Raw genomic sequence first — 16,901 nt, 5'->3', positions numbered from 1 at the left:
CCGTCGCGCCCCGCGCGTTCTCGCCTCCGCCCTCACTCCCGAGATTCGGCGACCGGTTCCCCCACCCCGAGTCCGTTCCGGCGGTCGAGCGCGACGCTCCCCGGCGGGTCGACCCGCTCGAGGAGGTCGTCGACGACGGCTTCCGGCGACGTGTCGCTGAGTTCCGCGTCGGTGTCGAGGATCAGCCGGTGGGTGATCACCTGGTGGGCCAGTTCCTTCACGTCGTCCGGGATGACGTACGGTCGACCGTGAAGCATCGCCCTGGCCTTCGAGGTGTTGAGCAGCGCGAGCGACGCGCGCGGGGAGGTCCCGTGTCTGACGTCCGGGTGGTCGCGGCTGGCGGCGACCAGATCGAGGATGTACTCCTTCACGGACGATTCGACGTGCACCTCGTCGAGCCGTTCGCGGTACGCCCGGAGTTCGTCGGGGGTCGCGACGGCCTCGACCGCGTCCGGCCCGAGCGTCGGCCGCTCGTCGAACGCGTCGACGATCCGCCGCTCGTCCTCGCGGTCGGGGAGCGAGACGACGAGCCGCTGCTGGAAGCGGTCGCGCTGGGCCTCCGGGAGTTCGAACGTCCCCACCATCTCGATGGGGTTCTGCGTCGCCACCACGAGGAACGGATTCGGCAGCGAGAGCGTCTCGCCCTCGATCGTCACGCTTCGCTCCTGCATCGCCTCGAGGAGCGCGCTCTGGGACTTCGGCGTCGCGCGGTTGATCTCGTCGGCGATGAGGACGTTCGTGAAGACGGGACCGCGGTGGAGTTCGAACTCGCCCGTCTTCTCCCGGTAGATGTGCGTCCCGGTGATGTCGGCGGGGAGGACGTCGGGCGTCATCTGGATCCGCCCCGACTCCAGTCCGCTCGCGCGGGCGAAGAGCGTCGCCATCGTCGTCTTCGCGACGCCCGGGACGCCCTCGAGCAGCACGTGCCCGCGGGTGAGCAGCGCGATCGTGAGCCCCTCCACGATGTCCGTGTTACCGACGAGGACGGTCTCGACCTCCGACTTGAGCGCCGAGTAGAACTCCGCGGGTTCGCGTGACGTCATTCGTTTCCTGTACTCTTCTGATTCACTTAAGTATTGTATGGCCGAGATCGGGATCGTCACGGAACGCGACAGTCACCCCCGGCGACGGTCGACCACGGCGCTCGCGACGCGCTCGACGCGTCGCTCGTCCCACTCGGGGTGCTCCCGCGCGAGGTACGCGACTACCTCCTCGCGGCGCAGTCCGATCTCCGGCGGGTCGTACCGCTCGCCGGTCGCTCGCGCGCGGAGTTCGGCGACCACCCCGCGTCCCCGGAGCGTCGGCCACCGCGCCCACGCCCCGACGAGTCCGACGAGGAGCGTCCCGAGGACGACCTGGAGGATCGCCGACTCGCGGAGCGCGAGGACCGCGACGGCCAGCGGCGGGAACCGCTCGGAGTGCGAGTAGTCGAGCACGACGCGCTCGTGACCCGAGACGAGCGACGCGACGAACGCGCGGTTGCCCGGCCGGTCGAGCATCGCGTTGATCAGCGCGCTCGCGTCGCTCACCACGACGACGCGCCCCTCGCCGAGGCGTTCGCTCGTCACGACGGGGTGGCTCTCCATCGGCTCGCCCGGATCGGGCCTGGCGTCCCCGTCCGCGTCGAGGTAGGCGTAGCCCGAACTGGAGACGAGCACGTTCGCCCCGTTCGGGCGGACCGCGGTGCCGTAGTTGAGCGTGAGGTTCTTCGTGCCGGCCGCAGAGACGTTCTCGACGTTCGTCGCGACCGGGAGCGCCGGCGATCGGTAGTTGTGCCGCTCGTCGCGGAGCAGTCGTCCGTCGACGCGGCTGCTCGCCCCGACCGCGGCGAGCAGTTCGTTCCCGTGCGCGCCGAAGTCCTCCGCGACCACGAGCGTTCCGCCGCGCCTCACGAACTCCCGGAGCCGCGCGCTCTCGTTCGCCGCGTACCCCTCGTCGGGCGAGAGCACGATCGCGAGGGTGCCGTTGGCGGGCAGGCGCTCGTACGCCGCCGTGGATCTGACGACGACGGGACGGGCGTCGGCGTCCTCGGAGAGCGCGCGTAGCTCGCTCGCGCCGTCCCACCCGAAGTTGTACAGCCCGAACGACGCGCCCGAGGTGCCCGCCGCGACGCCGACGCCGGCGACGACGAGCAGGGCGAACACGGCGAGACCGGCCCGCGGCGGATCCACGTCCACGTCCATCAGACGACCCCTCCGGGGAGGAGCGAGAGCACCCGCCTGACCACCAGGTAGGCGAACGCGACGAGGCCGAGTCCGACGAACCAGCGCAGTCGACGCCGCCACGCGACCGACACGTCGACCGGCGCGGTCACCTCGATGAGCGCGAGGAACCCGAGATACGAGAGGACGAACACGAGATCGAGCGCCAGCGAGCCGAGCGCCGCGAGGACCACGATGACGCCGAGGGTCCACGCGAGGTGCCCCGTGACGAACCGCATCCGCCGAGCCGTAGCCATATCTTTTCCTCAGGCGCATCGAATACGAATCTATCGACCGTCGGGTCGATCCGGGGCGCGATCGACCCGTCGGGGGGCGGGCGCGCGCACGCCGGCGACGACCGCACCGCCTATACGGCTCCGGGACGCAGGTCGGGACGAATGTGGCCGTGGGGACACCTCGCGCTCGGGTACCTCTGTTATCACGTCTACGCCCGATGGAGGGGCCGGACGGTCGACGCCATCGCCGTCGTCGCGCTCGCCCTCGGGACGCAGCTGCCGGACCTCGTCGACAAGCCGCTCGCGTGGACGGTCGCGGTGCTTCCGGCCGGGCGGTCGCTCGCCCACTCCGTCCTGTTCCTCCTCCCGCTCGTGGCCGTCGTCCTCGCGGTCGGACGACTCCTCGACCGCCGTCGCGCGGCCGGGGCGCTCCTGTTCGGCTACGCGGCGCACCTCCTCGGCGACAGCGTCTTCCCGCTGGTCCGGGGCGACCTCCACGAACTGACGTTCCTCGTCTGGCCGCTGTTGCCCCTCCCGACCTACTCGACCGAACCGAGCTTCGCCGCGCACCTCGCGAACCTCGGTTCGTCGCCGACGCTCGCCGTCGAACTCGCACTGACGGGACTGGCCGCCCTCGCGTGGGTGCGGGACGGACACCCGGGCTGGGATCGCCTCCTCACCGCCGCGCGTCGCGCTCGCGGGGCGGCGTCGAACCGCTAACCGGGGAGAGCGCGCCGCCCTCCAGGACGAGCGTCCGGTCGAACCGGTGGGCGAACTGCGGGTCGTGGCTGATGACGACGAGCGCGGTGCCGAGCCGTTCGCGGGTCCGGAGCAACAGGTCGAGGACCGTCTCGGTCGTCTCCGGGTCCAGCTGACCCGTCGGCTCGTCGGCCAGGACGACGGCCGGGCGGTTCGCCAGCGCCCGCGCGAGCGCGACGCGCTGTTTCTCCCCGCCGCTGAGCGACGGCGGGTACTGGTCTGTGACCCCCTCGATGCCGAGGTCCGCGAACAGCTCGTCGAGCCACGCCTCGTCCACCGCCCCGGCGTGTTCCTGCGGGACGCGCGCGTTCTCCCGGGCCGTGAGGTCGTCGAGCAGCTGGAAGTTCTGGAAGACGAACCCGACGACCTCGCGCCGCAGTCGCGCGCGCTCCGACTCGCCCGCCGCGGACACGTCGGTCCCCCCGACGACGACCGACCCCCCGTCGGGGGGCGAGAGGAGGCCGAGCACGTCGAACAGGGTCGACTTGCCCGACCCGCTCCTGCCCTGGACGAGCAGCGACGCGTCGGGCGGAACCGACAGCGACAGCCCGTCGAGCACCGCCGTCCCGCCGCGTCTGACGACGAGGTCGGTCGCGCGGATGATGGGTTCGACCACGGTTACCCCTCCGCGGTTACGGTGCTAAAGGCATCGGCTCGCAGCCCTCCCGTCCGGCCACGACGTGGAGGGGGTCGGGACCGCTGACGGCGTAGACGACGTCCTCGCGGGCGAGCCAGCGCTCGTAGGCCCGCTCCTCCATCCGGAGCATCCGCGGGAACGACTGCGCGCCGACCGTGGTCCACGACCGCTGGGCGACCACCGCGCACGTCGGTGGCGGGGCGTCGCCGCCCAGCCACTCGGCGACCGCCAGGTCGGTCGCCTCCGCCCCCGTGTACTTGACCGCGACGCTCACGACGTGGTCGTCGCCGGCCCACCGGTGGGGCACGCGCTCGGCGGCGAACGTCGCCGCCTCGAACTCCGGCGGGTAGGTGATCGCCTGGTACGGCTTCGTCCGGTGCTCGGTGTAGGGAAACGGCACCGTGGCGACGAGGGAGACGACGAACAGCGCGGCGACGGCGACGCGGACCGCGCGCCGGCGGTTCCCGACGACGCGCGCGACGAACACCCCGGCGAGCACGAGCACGCCGAGGTGCATGAACGTCTGCGAGCGCGTGACCATCCCCTGGTAGTCGACGGTCAGTCCCGCGGTCAGCCCGATGCCGATGACCGCGACCGGGGCAAGCGTCAGGGCGAGGACGGGACGCTCCGCGGCCCTCGCGGCCTGGGGAAGCGCCCAGGCCGCCATCGCGGCGACGGCGACCAGCGGGAGCATGAGCGCGAGCATGAGCGGGTCGGTCGAGACCGACCCCGGGTAGATCGGCACGACGGCGTTGACGGCGAACACGCCGAGGCCGGCGAACAGGAGGCCGTTCGGAACGCCCCGCTGGACCCGCGGGCTGGTCGTCGTCAGCCAGTACGCGAGCGCGACGATCAGGACGACCCACGCGAGCGACAGCCCGGGCGACGAGGTGAACCGACCGATCTCCCGCAGGCCCGCAAGCCGGTAGTACCCGAACGCGTAGACCCAGAACCCGATCACGAGGGCGGTCCCGGGGAGGGTCAGTCGGGGTCTGCGGGCCGCGGCGGTCGCCAGGTAGACGGTGAGCACGAGTCCCGCGACGGTCGTGCTCAGGTTGTGGGTGAACGGGAGCAGCGCGAGGAGGGCGACCGCGACGGCGGTCCACCGCCGCGACGAACGGACGACCCCCCGATAGAGCGCCAGCCCGAGCAGGGCGACGAACGACAGCCCCTGCACCTCGCTGCTCACCGTCGTCGTCCGCCAGAGGTAGAGCCCCTCGACGGCCAGTCCGCAGCCGGCCGCCGCGGCCGCCACGCGCCGCGTCGGGACCGACAGCCCCCGCGCCCCGGCGAGGTCGCGAGCGAGCGCGACCGCGACGAGCGGCGGCACCGCCGCGACGACGGCGACCTGCGCCTGCGCGACGAAGCGCGGCGGGACCCCCGTGACCGACGACAGGGCGGCGAGCAGCGCGGTGAACAGGTACTCGTCGGGCGCGAGGTCGAGCGCGCCCCCGCCGGGTGTGAGCTGGTTCGCCGCGAGGATCGCGCGGGCCTTTCCGGCGAAGGCGAACCCGTCGGGGTTGAACGGGAGCGGGCTGAACGCGAGCGGCAGCAGTCGCACGGCGACGGCAAGCGTCAACACGGCGACGACGAGTAACCGGTCGCTCCCCCGTCGCTCCCCGCTCGTCGTCATCGATCTCCCCTCATTGTCGATCTCTCCTCATCGTCATCGATCTCCCTTCATCGTCGATCTCTCCTCATCGTCGCTCCCCCCGCAGCAGGTCGGCGGGCGACTCTGACGCGAACCGGAGGACGACGCCGGCGGCGCTCCCGAGCGCCAGCGCCAGCGCCGCGCCGGCCGTCGCGCCCAGCACCACCGGGTTCGCGGCGACCGAGAACGCGACGCCGAAAGCCGTCAGCGCGCCCGCCTCGGTCGCCGCGATCACCGCGGCCGTCCCCAGCCCCACCGCGAGCAGGCTCGCCGGCAGGGCGAGCACGAGCGCGTCGCGCATCGCCAGCGCGAACAGGCGGCGCGGGGCCATCCCCGTCGCCCGGTGGACGCCGATCGACCGCCGGCGGGCGTGGACGGCCCCGGCGAAGGCCGCGGCCGTACTCCCGACGGACATGAACGCGCCCTGGGCGACGATCGCGCCGAGGACGGCCCACAGGTTGCCGAAGCTCCGCTCGACGATCCCGCCGGCGGCCGCCCCCGCGCTGTACCCGCTGCTCACCAGCGCGCCCGTCAGCCGACGGTCGCCGGTGACGGCGTAGCGTTCCTCCGCGACGGCTCCCCGGCCGTCGATCGCGACGCCGACCTCGTAGGTCCCCGGCGGCCGGCGGGAGAGGGGCACAGAGAGCGTCGTCCGCTCGTGGGGGCCGAGTCGCACCTCGCGCGTCCGCGTCCCGCCGGGACCGACGACGCGCACCGTGCGCGACAGCGGCTCGCCCCAGGGGTTGACGAGGGCGACCCGCGCCGTCGCGGACCGCCCCACGCCGACCGAGTCGGGGAGGCGAAGCGACGCGAGGAGGTCCCGAGTCGCGTTCGCGTCGACCGTCACGGGACGCACCGTGCGCTCCCCCCCGGCACGCGCGACGAGGCGATACCGCCCCTCCCGGTTCGGCGCGCGGAGGATCGCGGTCCCGTCCGCGCCGGTCGTCGTCCGGTTCCCGCCGAGCGAGACGGTGGCGTTCGCCGGCCGCGAGGAGACGCCCCTGCGGACGCCGACCGAGAACGTCGAGCCGGGTGGGACGCGCTCCGGTACGCCTGCGAAGCGGGGGGCGTCGGCCTCGACGACGGCGACCCGCGACCGGCGCTCGCCGGCCGTGACGTTCCACGTCCCCGGCGGCGGGGCGGGGAGCGTCGTCCGGGCCGTCGTGCGCTCGCCGGGCGACAACGTCACCGTCGTCGTTCGGCCGACGGGTCCGGCGCGGACGGTCACCGCGCGCGTCGCCGACTCGCTCCCGAGGTTCCGGACCGAGAGGGTCACCGGGATCGTCCCGTTCGCCGCCACCCGCTCCGGCGTTCCCACGTCGAGGACGACCACGCCCCCGCCGCGATCGAGGGCGGCGGTCGGATCCGACCCGACGCGGATGAGGTTGACCGTCCCGGCGGGGAGGTCGCGCAGGTACCGGGCGGTCTCCAGCGAGACGTACAGCTGATCGTCGGCGATTCCGTCCCCCTCGTAGATCCCCGACACCGTGACGGTCGTCACGCCCGTGGCGGTGCTCCCCCCGAGGAGGATCGACTCGCCGACGCGCACGCCGAGGCGCTCGGCGAGCGCCTCGCCGACGACCGCCTCGCCCGGCCCGCTCGGCGGCTCACCGCGGACCAGTCGCCCGTCCGAGAGCCGCGAGAAGGCGGTGAAGTTCACGCCCCGGCCGAACACCGGCCGGCCGTCGATCATCGCGAACAGGAGGACCTCGGGGCTCGCCTCGATCCCGTTCTCGCGGAGCGTCGTCGCGTAGCGCTGGTCGAGCTGGCTCGCGACGGGGTGGATCGCGCCGGGTTCGGTGATCGTCCCGCCCGTCGCGCCGACGGCGGTGACCGTCCCCCCGATCGTCCCGACGAGGACGACGAAGACGACGAAGACGGTGAGCGAGGCGGCCGTCGGGACGAACGCGCGCGGCGAGAGCACCGTCGGCTCGATCGCGTCGGGCAACCGCCCCGCGAGCCCCGTCCCCTCGCGCTCCCGGAGCGTCCCCCGCAGGACGGACCGCGCGGCGAGGTAGCCGACGGCCGTTCCGACGAGGGCGATCGCCGCCAACAGCCCCGCGACGAGGAGCGCCGCGAGCGGGCCGATCGCCAGGTCGAGCGCGACCGGGTACCCCATCGCGACGGCGGCGTTGACGATCGCGTGGGGGACGACGACGCCGACCGCGTAGCCGAGCGCGCCCCCGACGGCGGCGAGCAGCCCGGCGCGGAGCGCGAACAGGCGCGCGAGGCTGTCGGGCGACGCGCCGGTCGCGTACAGCGCGTGGAGGTCGTCGCGCCGATCCCGGACGGACATCCGGGTGACGCTGTGAACGAGGACGCCGACGATGACCGCGCCGCCGGCGGCGGCGACCGAGAGCGGCGCGAGGAGCTGTCGGGCACCGACGACGAAGAACGCGAGCGCGCCCCGGAGCGGGACGCCGTCGGTCGGGACGCCCCCGTCGTCGGGGTGGACGGCGAGGGTCCGGGTCACGCCCAGCCGCTCCGCCGTCTCGACGTCGGTGACGTACCACCGCGGCGAGAGGATCGTCCGACCCTGCCGCGGGCGGACCGTGAGCGTCAGGGTCCGCTCCTCGCCCGCGATCCGCCGCTCGGTCACGGCGGGGGTCGGTCCCCGCGCGCCGTCGGGCGGCGGCGCGGGCAACCCCTCCACGTCGGCCCCCCGGGGGACGCCGACCACCGTGACGCGCTCGCCGCTACCGAGGCGCGCGTCGGCGAACCGGAGGACGACCGCGTCGTCGGCCGACCCGTCCCACTCCGCGACGAGGCTCGACCCGTGCTGATCCGCGAGCGCGACGGTCTGGGAACTCACCCCCGTGAGGAGCACGATCGTCCCCACGAGGAACGCCGCCGTCACGGCGACGACGGCGACGGTGAGCCGGTCGCGCCGCGACCAGCGCGTCACCAGCACACGACGGTAGTTGACATCCTCCACACGGCCGAAGCCGTGGGATTCCTCGCGTTGGGGGTCTGGCATTAGCGCCACCCCCCACGGAGGCAACTTTCTCCTACGCCGATCGTCGGATACTCTGGTCTGTGTGCTCCTCGTTGGGACGGTGAGCGCGTGGTGACGCCGACCAACGGTGGTCGTCCCACTTGAGGCACACGGGCCGTGCCATCGGCCGTGGTACTCTGTCGTCTGCTTCGTGGCGTTGACGAGACACTCCGTGTCTCGTTTGCCAATCGGAAATCTCCGAATTCCGATGACGTCGGAGGAACGTCTCCGACGCCGTGAGGTCCGCGTGCCCCTCGAAGCCACACGAACAGGTGAGCGTGTCCTGATGCCGTGTCGTTCGGTCTGTCGAACCGCACTGCGGACACGTCTGGCTGGTCCACGCTTCGGGGCGGACTTCGACGGTGATGCCGTACTCCTCGGCGGTGCAGGCGAGCCGGTCGATGAACGCCCGGAACGCCCAGAAGTTGTGCGTCTTCCGATTCGCCCGCACCGACCAGTGCGTTTCCAGCACGTCGGTGAGGTCGCCGACATACACGGTGGCGACGCCCTCCTCGTACAGTCGCTCGAAGAGGTCGCGGGCAAGCGCGTCCATGGCGTGGTCGCGTCGGCGCGTCCGGCGGCGGTACAACCGTCGGATTCGCTTCGACGTGTACCGGCCCTCCTCGCGTTTGACCGTCGATTGCTGTTCGGCGATTCGGCGGGTCGTCTCGCGGAACCGTTCGAAGAGGTCGCGCCCCTCGTAGAGATACTGCTGGCCGGTTGTGGTCGTACAGGCGACGATGTTGTTCGCACCGATATCCAGAGCGGCGGTTTCGTCCGCCAGTGGTGAATCCTGTCGAGAATTGTCCGTAGTGACAGGCTGAATGGCTCTGAATCGGCCCTCCAACTCGTCGTAGTACAGTTCCAACCGACCGGGCTTGCCGTCCCACTTGGGACGCCCGCGCACTTCGAGGCGCAGACGCTCGGTGTGGCCGAGGCCGTACTCCTCCTTGAGGTCGGACCCAACCGGGATTTCGAGGCGGGAACGGTCGCCGAGTTCCAGCGTGTACTGGTCGCACCGACCGTACCAGCGGAGGTCGCGTCCCTCCTCTTCGTTGCCCCAGTACCCCGGTGGGCCGGCGGGTTCGCCCTTCTCTTTGGCCGCGAAGAACGACCGCCACGCTTCGTCGTTCTTTCGCTTCATCTCCTTCGCGGCAACCGAACCGAGGACGCCCTTGTAGTGGTCGTGGACACGCGGGGCGTCCCACACACTCCCATCGAGTTCGCCGAAGAACCGTTGCCGGCACTCGTAGGTGAGTTCGTTCCACAGGCAGGCCGAAGCGTCCAACACGCGGTGAAGTAGCTCTTCGTCCCGTGGCGAACGGGGTGCTACGTCGAACGTGTTGGAACGCTTCGCTGTCCTGTTTGGGCTTCGATATACGCTTCGACGGTTTCGTCCGATACATCGCCAGCGGAGGACACGAAGTAGCTCCGCGTCCACAGTGACGGAAGGCCGAAGTCGAACTCCTCTCGCATCCGGCGCGAGGAGTGGCCTTTGACCTGTTGCATGATTTTGTTTGGGGCGAGCTTCGGGTTGCCCTCGATGAACAGGTGTACGTGGTCGGGACGAACCGCGAGTGCCAGTATCTCCGAGTCGAGTTCGTCGGCTTTCTCTCCGATGAGTGCTTCGAGTCGGTCCTTTGCCTCGCCAGTGAGTACCGATTTGCGGTACTTCGGACACCAGATGAAGTAGTAGTGCAAGCGGTGGACCGAGGTCCGCTCTTTGCTGTACCCGCGAGGCATCGACTGTATATAGATGAGCCACACCGGTACGTGTATCGTATCCATTCAGACCCCGGCCGGGCCACCGTCGGCAGTTGTGGCCGCGTTGTCCGCTCGGACCCACCCGTGAACGGGTGGGGTTCCGCTCGATCAAGTCTCACGCGACCCGGTCCTCCATTTGTGTTCCATAGAGATCACTGAAACATAAACGGTGGAGATTAGTCAAATGAAACGTCCGGGCGCGTCCCGCGGCGACGCCCCGCCGTCAGAACCGACGAGCGCCGAGACGCTCGGGAGCGTCGGCGGGGAGATCCGTAGCCCTCCCCGCCTCCGGCGTCCGTCCGCCACGGGAGGCGGACGGTGGTCGGCGGGGAGATCCGTACTCACTCCACGGTGACGCTCTTCGCCAGGTTGCGCGGCTTGTCGATGGATCGGCCGAGCATCGCGGCGGTGTGGTAGGCGACGAGCTGGAGCTGGACGTTCGCCAGCACGGCGGCCGTCCGGGGTTCGCTGGTGGGGATCCGGAGGACGTGGTCGGCGTAGCGCTCCACGTCGGACTGGCCGTCGGTGACGGCGACGACCGGCGCGTCGCGCGCCTCGACCTCCTTCACGTTCCCGATGGTCTTGCGCGCGAGTTCGCCGTCGCCGGTGACGACCGCGAAGACGGGCGTGTTCTCGGTGACGAGCGCGAGCGGGCCGTGCTTCAACTCGCCGGCGGCGAAGCCCTCGGCGTGCTCGTAGGTGATCTCCTTGAACTTCAACGCCCCCTCTAGCGCGACCGGGTAACACAGCCCCCGCCCGATGAAGAAGAACGCCTCCGAGTCGAGGTACTCCTCGGCCACCTCCCGGGCCGTCGACTGGTCGAGGACGGCCTGGACGTTCCCGGGCAGGTCGCGCAGCGCGGCGATCGCCTCGCGCTCGTCGCCGTTCGTCGTCAGCGAGAGGAGGGTGAGCGCGACGACCTGTGCGGCGAACGTCTTGGTGGCGGCGACGCCGATCTCCGGCCCCGCGCGGACGTAGAGCGCCTGGTCGCACTCGCGGGAGACCGTCGAGCCGACGACGTTCGTCACGGCGAGCGTCCGCGCACCGCGCCGACGGGCCTCCCGGAGCGCGCTCAGGGTGTCCGCCGTCTCGCCGCTCTGCGTGACGCCGATCACGAGGTCCTCGCCGATCGGCGGCGGCGAGGTGGCGTACTCGCTCGCCAGGAACGCCTGCGCGGGGATGTCGGCCCGCTGCAGGAGGTGCGCGCCGCACAGCGCGGCGTGGTAGGAGGTCCCGCAGGCGACGAACTGGACGCGTTCGGGGTCGAAGTCGACGTCCACCGAGACGCGCCCCTCCATCTCGTTCACCCGCTCTCTGAGGCACTGCCGGAGCGCGCGCGGCTGTTCGTGGATCTCCTTCAGCATGTAGTGGTCGTAGCCGCTCTTGCCGGTCTCCTCGGGGTCCCAGTTGACGGTGTCGACCTGCTTGTCGACGAGCGCTCCCGCGCCGTCGGTGACCCGCCAGCTATCGGCGTCGATGACCGCGAACTCCCCGTCTTCGAGGTAGACGACGCGGTCGGTGAACTCGCGGAACGCGGGGACGTCGCTCGCGAGGTAGTGGGCGTCGTCGCCGACGCCGAGCACGAGCGGCGAGTCGTTGCGCGCGGCGAAGACGCGATCGACGCCCGCGACGACGACGGCGATGGCGTAGCTCCCGTCGAGCTGATCGATCGCCGCCCTGACCGCCGTCTCCGGGTCGTCGCCCGCCATGAGCCGCTCCTCGATGAGGTGCGGGACGACCTCCGTGTCGGTGTCGCTCCTGAACTCGTGGCCCTCGTCGGTCAGGTAATCGCGCAGGTACTGGTAGTTCTCGATGATGCCGTTGTGGACGACGGCCACCTCGCCCGTGCAGTCGCGGTGGGGGTGGGCGTTGGCGTCGGTCGGCGGGCCGTGAGTCGACCAGCGGGTGTGACCGACGCCGACGTTCCCCGAGAGGTCCTCGTCGGCCTCGGCGAGGGCGGCGCGCAAGGCGTCGAGTTCGCCGGCGCGCTTTCTCACCGCCACGTCGGCCCCCGAGAGGGCGACGCCCGCGGAGTCGTAGCCGCGATACTCGAGCTTCGAGAGGCCGTGGACGAGCGTGTCGAGCGTCTCGTCGCCGCGCCCGGCGCAGCCGATGATCCCGCACATTATCGGACCACCCGGGCGTTCGCTTCGATCCGACCCTCGACGATCACGCCGGTGTCGAGTCGCGCGTGCGGCCCGACGAGCGTGCCCGACGCGCACGTGACGCCGCCGTCGGCGCGGACGCGGTCGGCGAAGACCGCACCCAGGCGCTCGCGGAAGACCGAATCGCCGACGCGAACGTCCGCCGGGCCGCCGGGGACGACCGTCCCCGCGCCGAGGTGGACGTCCTGCCCGGTCACGCAGTCGAGGAGCGTGGTTCCCGGGCCGACGCGCGCGTCCGTGTCGAGGACCGACCGCGCGAGCGTCGCGTTCGCCCCGACGGTCGTGTTGCGCCCGAGCGCGACGTTGGGACCGATGACCGCGCCCGCGGCCACCTCGCAGTCGGGACCGACGACGACCGGCGGCTGGAGGGTGGCGTCGTCGTTGACGCGGGCGCTGTCGGCCACCCAGACGCCGGGGGTGTGCTGGTGGCCGTCGACGATCCCGTGGCGCAGCACCTCGCTCGCGACCGTGAGCAGGTCCCAGGGATAGGTCGCGTCGACCCACAGGCCGTCCGTGCGGACGGCGCGCACGTCGGCCTCGTCGATGAGGTGCTCGACGCCGGTGGTCAGCGGGAGCGCCCCGTTCTCGTACTCGCTGTCGGCCAGCGCGTCGAACACCGAGCGGTCGAAGACGTACACCCCGGCGTTGATGAGCCGGTAGTCGTCGTCCTTCGGTTTCTCGACCAGCGCCGTGATGAGGTTCGTCTCCGAGTCCATCGTCACCGCGCCGTACCGTCGGGCGTGCGGGTGTTCGAGCACCGCGAGCGTCGCCGCGTCCTCGGGGTCGGCCGCTTCGACGACCGACCGGACCAGGCTGGTGTCGATGACGCGGTCGCCGTTGACGACGACGAACGAGCCGTCGACGACGCTCGCGGCCTGCTGGAGGGCGTGGCCGCTCCCGAGCTGTTTCGACTGGACGACGTACTCGATAGGGACGTCGCGGTAGCTCGGACCGAAGTGGTCCTGCACGCGGTCGCGCTTGAAGCCGACGACGAGGACGATCCGCTCGACGCCCCCGTCGATGAGCGCGTCGAGGACGTATTCGAGGATGGGGCGATTCGCCGCGGGGAGCATCGGTTTCGGGCGGTTGTGGGTGAGGGGGTGGAGTCGACTCCCCTCACCGGCCGCCAGTACGACGCCGGTGTCGATGTCCATGTCCCATCAGCGTCGCCCGCCGCCGTCAAAGTTCTGTTCTCGGGCGTCGACCGGAATCCGAGGGGCGGCGCGCCGCGCTACAGTTCCTCCAGCGCCGCGTAGAGCACCGCCGCGAGCGTCAGGTGCTGGCGCATCGATCGCTCGAGTCGCCCCACGACCTCGGCGCGCTCGTCGAGTCGGTACTCCTTCGTGCGGACCATCTCCTGGGGGGTGAGCAACCCCGACGTCGCGAGCCCGTGGAGCCGCGGGTAGACGGTCCCCGGGCTCAACTGGGAGTCGAACGACCGGGCGAGGTCGCCCATCAACGCCTTGCCGTGGGTCTTCGACTCCCTGATGCCGACGAGCACCAGGAGCAGTTCGTCCAGGTTGTCCTTCACGAGCGCCTCGTCGAAGGTGAACGACCCCTCCGGAAAGAGGTCGTCGACGACGCCCCGGACCAGCCGCTGGGTGCGCACGCCGGGCGCGGCGGTCGAGTCGCCGGGCTCGACCACCACGGTCCGCCCGTCGGCCGACCGCTCGGTGAGTTCGTCGTACAACTCCTCGATAGTCACGCGATTCCGCGATCGCCGTCCCTCGTTGCCGCCTCTCTGCATACAACCGCTTCGACTATCAACGCTCATCAATTATAAATTATCGGTATTATTATCAATACGTGAATATCACGAGAGTAGAAATTATCCAAAAAGCTAAGAGAGCGGAGGAGTAGAGTCGGGTACGGTGACGGACGAACAGCACGTCGAGGAGGTCCTGGACACGATCGGCGACCGGAAGGCGAGGCTCGTCCTCGCGGAGATCAGTCGCCAGCCGCGTTCGGCGAAGGAGTTGAGCGAACTCTGTGGCCTCTCGCAGCCGACGATATACCGGAGACTCGATATGTTGAAGGAGCACGACCTCGTCGTCGGGCGGACGACCGTCGTCGACGACGGCAACCACTACAAGCGCTACGAGTGTAACTTCAACAGCACGGTCATCTCCCTCGAGGACAGCGAGTACGACGTCCGGATCTACCACGAGGAGAACCTGCCCGACCGCTTCACCCGGCTGTGGGACGACCTCCAGCGGGCGTGACGATGCGACCGAGACGCCGGCCCGGAGGTGTCCCGTGATCGCGGTAGCGTCGCCGCTCGAACTCGTCCTGATGGGGATGCGACTCGTCCTGTTCGCCCTCTCGCTCGGGTTGACGCTCATCAGCTTTCAGGCGTACTCACAGCGCCAGACGGCCGCCCTCCAGTACGCGTTCGTCGGGTTCGCGTTCATCAGCATGGGCGCGGCGCTCACCAGCATGGGTCCCCGTACCGGGTCGTGGGCGATCGCCTTCGGGATCGTCGAGACGGTCCCGTTCATCGTCGGCTTCAGCATGCTCTACATCTCGCTCTATCGGTAGCTAGACGAGCAACAGCGCCCCGCCGACCACCGCAAGCGCCCCGAGTCCGACGCACACCCCCCAGAACGCCACGCGCTCGACGACCCGCATCAACGCGTCGATGGTGAGGTAGCCGACGAGCGCGCTCACCGCCAGCGCGACCAGCGCCGTCTCCGGGGCGAGCGCGGGGATCCCCTCGTCTGCGACGACGAGTGCCCCCGCGCCGATCGCCGCCGGGATCGACAGGAGAAACGAGAGCCGGAAGGACTCGGGCCCGTCGTGGCCGCGCAGCAGGAGCGCCCCCGTCGTGCTCCCCGACCGCGAGACGCCGGGGAGGACGGCGAGCCCCTGCATCGCGCCGACGAGGAGCGCGTCGGCGAGCGTGAGCGTCTCCCGGCCGCCGACCGTTCCCGCCGCCGTGCGCTGGAGGACGCCGGTCGCGATCAGGAGGACGCCGACGAGCGCGACGAACGCACCGCCGCTCAGCGTCGAGACCGCCCCCTCGACGGTCGCGTAGGCCGCGACGCCGACCACCCCGGAGACCAGCGTCGCCACGGCCAGGAACGTCACTTCGGGGGTTCGCTCGACGGCGCTCGTCGGCCGCCACTCGGGGATCGACCGGACGACGGTCGCCACCTCGCGTCGGTAGTACGCCGTCGCGGACAGCGCCGTCCCGAGGTGGAGAAACAGCGAGAAGCGCGTGGCGACCACGCCCGGAAGCCCCTCGACGACGGTCAGGTAGAGCGTGATCTGCCCCTCGCTCGAGATCGGCAACCACTCGAAGATCCCCTGCAGGAGACCGACGACGAGCGCGAGCGCCAGCGAGTCCTCCATACCTCCTCGCGTTCCGTGACCGACATAACCGATTCGGTGTCGACGCTCGGATAACTCATCGAAACGTGACAGTTCCCACCCTGTGTGAGCAGGCGATAGCTACATGCGTCGAGGGTCCCGGTTGCCCCCATGGATTCGCGAGCCCCGAGTATCGGACCCGCCGCCACCGTCCCGACGCACCGCCGCTCCGCGTCCACCGGGGCGGACGGACCTCCCGGATGACCGCCCGGACGACCACCCGGACGACCGCCCGGATCGACGCCCAGCAGGCGCGCCGGCTCCTCGCGCTGGGGAGGGATCTCGCGCCGGCCGCCTCCGTGAGCGACGTCGTCGACGTGCTCGCCGCCGGCGTCGGCGCGAAGCCCATGGCCGGCGTCGCGACCTGCTTCACGGCCGCCGGGACGCCCGCGTGGGACGCCGTCGCACCGGACGCCCGGCTCACGCGCGACGCGCTCGGCGATCGGCTCGACGCCGCGAACCTCGACTGGCACCTCACCCCCGTCGAGGACGTTCGGACGGTCGACGAGGAGATAACGTGGTACGAACTGCTCGTGAGCGCCGCCCCCGACGCGATCCCGCGGTTCCTCGACGCCGCCGGGACGGAGCCGAGCGCCCGCACCGAGCGCGAGTACGGCGAGGCGCTCGGCTATCCCGACTCGGCCGTCGACTGGTTCGTCTCACACCCGGTCGAGGCGACCGAGGGCTCCGTCTTCGACGTCATCTCGGAACGGTACGAGGGCGACGACGCCGTCACGCTTGCCGCGTCGGTCCCCTACGTCCCCGCACCCACCCTCCGGGGGGCGAGCGACGCCATCGAGGACGGCCGGGCGCTCGCCGGGGCGCTCGGCCGTCTGGACGCGTCGGCCGAGCGCGACGCGCTCGCGGAACCGCTCCTCGGCGAGCGGATCCGGGAGACGCTCGCGACGTACGACCAGCGCCGGGCGTGGCGCGACCCGCTCTCCCGAGCGATGGGGTGATCGACCGGCGACGCGACCACTCGACCCCGCGCACTGTCTGGTTCGTGATGACACACAACATATAACGTCGCGTCACGCGAACCGGGGGTATGTCGTTCGACGAGGTTGAACCCGTCCACAAGTGTAGCTGTGGGGCCACCTTCGACACCGCGGAGGAACTCAGGG

At 71.0% G+C, this 16,901-nt stretch carries 16 protein-coding genes; 4 read left to right on the top strand and 12 right to left on the bottom strand.

The window, feature by feature from the left end:
* Positions 1-32: 32 nt before the first annotated feature.
* The 3 genes from NKI68_RS07515 to NKI68_RS07505 all read right to left on the bottom strand — a co-directional run bounded on the left by NKI68_RS07515 (position 33) and on the right by NKI68_RS07505 (position 2,458).
* On the bottom strand, positions 33-1,043 hold the full coding sequence (locus NKI68_RS07515; RefSeq protein ID WP_254546099.1) for an AAA family ATPase: 1,011 nt from the start codon (positions 1,041-1,043) through the stop codon (positions 33-35).
* A 72-nt stretch (positions 1,044-1,115) separates the two neighbouring features.
* On the bottom strand, positions 1,116-2,183 hold the full coding sequence (locus tag NKI68_RS07510) for a DUF4350 domain-containing protein (RefSeq protein ID WP_254546098.1): 1,068 nt from the start codon (positions 2,181-2,183) through the stop codon (positions 1,116-1,118).
* Entirely contained in the window at positions 2,183-2,458 is a 276-nt protein-coding gene (locus tag NKI68_RS07505; protein ID WP_254546097.1) for a DUF8044 family membrane protein, read from the bottom strand. The genes NKI68_RS07510 and NKI68_RS07505 overlap by 1 nt, the downstream gene beginning before the upstream one ends.
* 141 nt (positions 2,459-2,599) lie before the next feature.
* On the opposite strand from NKI68_RS07505, the gene NKI68_RS07500 reads away from it, so the two are divergent.
* Positions 2,600-3,157: a metal-dependent hydrolase gene (locus NKI68_RS07500; protein WP_254546096.1), complete on the top strand. Its 558-nt coding sequence runs from the start codon at positions 2,600-2,602 to the stop codon at positions 3,155-3,157.
* Here the strand turns inward: NKI68_RS07500 and NKI68_RS07495 are convergent.
* From NKI68_RS07495 to NKI68_RS07460, 8 genes are all read right to left on the bottom strand, one after another.
* A complete protein-coding gene (locus NKI68_RS07495; RefSeq protein WP_254546095.1) occupies positions 3,114-3,812 on the bottom strand; it encodes an ABC transporter ATP-binding protein in 699 nt (232 codons plus the stop codon). The two genes, NKI68_RS07500 and NKI68_RS07495, sit on opposite strands and share 44 nt — an antisense overlap.
* Before the next feature lie 16 nt (positions 3,813-3,828).
* A complete protein-coding gene (locus NKI68_RS07490; RefSeq protein ID WP_254546094.1) occupies positions 3,829-5,466 on the bottom strand; it encodes a hypothetical protein in 1,638 nt (545 codons plus the stop codon).
* A 64-nt stretch (positions 5,467-5,530) separates the two neighbouring features.
* On the bottom strand, positions 5,531-8,461 hold the full coding sequence (locus NKI68_RS07485) for an FtsX-like permease family protein (RefSeq protein WP_254546093.1): 2,931 nt from the start codon (positions 8,459-8,461) through the stop codon (positions 5,531-5,533).
* A 31-nt stretch (positions 8,462-8,492) separates the two neighbouring features.
* The gene (locus NKI68_RS07480) at positions 8,493-9,881 is read right to left on the bottom strand and encodes an RNA-guided endonuclease InsQ/TnpB family protein (protein ID WP_254546500.1); all 1,389 of its coding nucleotides are present in this window, start codon (positions 9,879-9,881) and stop codon (positions 8,493-8,495) included.
* Positions 9,809-10,222: an IS200/IS605 family transposase gene (tnpA, locus tag NKI68_RS07475; RefSeq protein ID WP_254546499.1), complete on the bottom strand. Its 414-nt coding sequence runs from the start codon at positions 10,220-10,222 to the stop codon at positions 9,809-9,811. Before tnpA ends, NKI68_RS07480 begins: the two co-directional genes overlap by 73 nt.
* A 362-nt stretch (positions 10,223-10,584) precedes the next feature.
* Entirely contained in the window at positions 10,585-12,369 is a 1,785-nt protein-coding gene (glmS, locus tag NKI68_RS07470) for a glutamine--fructose-6-phosphate transaminase (isomerizing) (protein ID WP_254546092.1), read from the bottom strand.
* Entirely contained in the window at positions 12,369-13,562 is a 1,194-nt protein-coding gene (locus NKI68_RS07465; protein ID WP_254546091.1) for a sugar phosphate nucleotidyltransferase, read from the bottom strand. Before NKI68_RS07465 ends, glmS begins: the two co-directional genes overlap by 1 nt.
* Before the next feature lie 77 nt (positions 13,563-13,639).
* The gene (locus NKI68_RS07460; RefSeq protein WP_254546090.1) at positions 13,640-14,155 is read right to left on the bottom strand and encodes a helix-turn-helix transcriptional regulator; all 516 of its coding nucleotides are present in this window, start codon (positions 14,153-14,155) and stop codon (positions 13,640-13,642) included.
* A 124-nt stretch (positions 14,156-14,279) separates the two neighbouring features.
* On the opposite strand from NKI68_RS07460, the gene NKI68_RS07455 reads away from it, so the two are divergent.
* Together NKI68_RS07455 and NKI68_RS07450 are read left to right on the top strand one after the other, a co-directional pair.
* Entirely contained in the window at positions 14,280-14,630 is a 351-nt protein-coding gene (locus tag NKI68_RS07455; protein WP_254546089.1) for a winged helix-turn-helix domain-containing protein, read from the top strand.
* A gap of 70 nt (positions 14,631-14,700) precedes the next feature.
* The gene (locus NKI68_RS07450) at positions 14,701-14,946 is read left to right on the top strand and encodes a DUF7521 family protein (RefSeq protein ID WP_254546498.1); all 246 of its coding nucleotides are present in this window, start codon (positions 14,701-14,703) and stop codon (positions 14,944-14,946) included.
* Here NKI68_RS07450 and NKI68_RS07445 read toward each other — a convergent pair whose 3' ends face one another.
* A complete protein-coding gene (locus NKI68_RS07445; RefSeq protein WP_254546088.1) occupies positions 14,947-15,759 on the bottom strand; it encodes an undecaprenyl-diphosphate phosphatase in 813 nt (270 codons plus the stop codon).
* Positions 15,760-15,977: 218 nt separating this feature from the next.
* Between NKI68_RS07445 and NKI68_RS07440 the strand changes: the two genes are divergently transcribed.
* Entirely contained in the window at positions 15,978-16,736 is a 759-nt protein-coding gene (locus tag NKI68_RS07440) for a hypothetical protein (RefSeq protein WP_254546087.1), read from the top strand.
* Positions 16,737-16,901: the final 165 nt, after the last annotated feature.

Origin of the sequence: Halomarina pelagica (assembly GCF_024228315.1) — an archaeon.
Classification (GTDB): Archaea; Halobacteriota; Halobacteria; order Halobacteriales; family Haloarculaceae; genus Halomarina; species Halomarina pelagica.
The sequence above is the reverse complement of the archived record's forward strand: the minus strand, read 5'-3'. Positions and strand labels throughout refer to the sequence as shown.

Bases quoted from the DNA above. Each gene is read 5' to 3' on its own strand.
- NKI68_RS07515 (WP_254546099.1), bottom strand. From the start codon at position 1,043: ATGACGTCACGCGAACCCGCGGAGTTCTACTCGGCGCTCAAGTCGGAG.
- tnpA (WP_254546499.1), bottom strand. From the start codon at position 10,222: ATGCCTCGCGGGTACAGCAAAGAGCGGACCTCGGTCCACCGCTTGCAC.
- glmS (WP_254546092.1), bottom strand. From the start codon at position 12,369: ATGTGCGGGATCATCGGCTGCGCCGGGCGCGGCGACGAGACGCTCGAC.
- NKI68_RS07445 (WP_254546088.1), bottom strand. From the start codon at position 15,759: ATGGAGGACTCGCTGGCGCTCGCGCTCGTCGTCGGTCTCCTGCAGGGG.
- NKI68_RS07485 (WP_254546093.1), bottom strand. From the start codon at position 8,461: ATGCCAGACCCCCAACGCGAGGAATCCCACGGCTTCGGCCGTGTGGAG.
- NKI68_RS07440 (WP_254546087.1), top strand. From the start codon at position 15,978: ATGACCGCCCGGACGACCACCCGGACGACCGCCCGGATCGACGCCCAG.
- NKI68_RS07460 (WP_254546090.1), bottom strand. From the start codon at position 14,155: ATGCAGAGAGGCGGCAACGAGGGACGGCGATCGCGGAATCGCGTGACT.
- NKI68_RS07465 (WP_254546091.1), bottom strand. From the start codon at position 13,562: ATGGACATCGACACCGGCGTCGTACTGGCGGCCGGTGAGGGGAGTCGA.
- NKI68_RS07505 (WP_254546097.1), bottom strand. From the start codon at position 2,458: ATGGCTACGGCTCGGCGGATGCGGTTCGTCACGGGGCACCTCGCGTGG.
- NKI68_RS07510 (WP_254546098.1), bottom strand. From the start codon at position 2,183: ATGGACGTGGACGTGGATCCGCCGCGGGCCGGTCTCGCCGTGTTCGCC.
- NKI68_RS07450 (WP_254546498.1), top strand. From the start codon at position 14,701: ATGGGGATGCGACTCGTCCTGTTCGCCCTCTCGCTCGGGTTGACGCTC.
- NKI68_RS07500 (WP_254546096.1), top strand. From the start codon at position 2,600: ATGTGGCCGTGGGGACACCTCGCGCTCGGGTACCTCTGTTATCACGTC.
- NKI68_RS07490 (WP_254546094.1), bottom strand. From the start codon at position 5,466: ATGACGACGAGCGGGGAGCGACGGGGGAGCGACCGGTTACTCGTCGTC.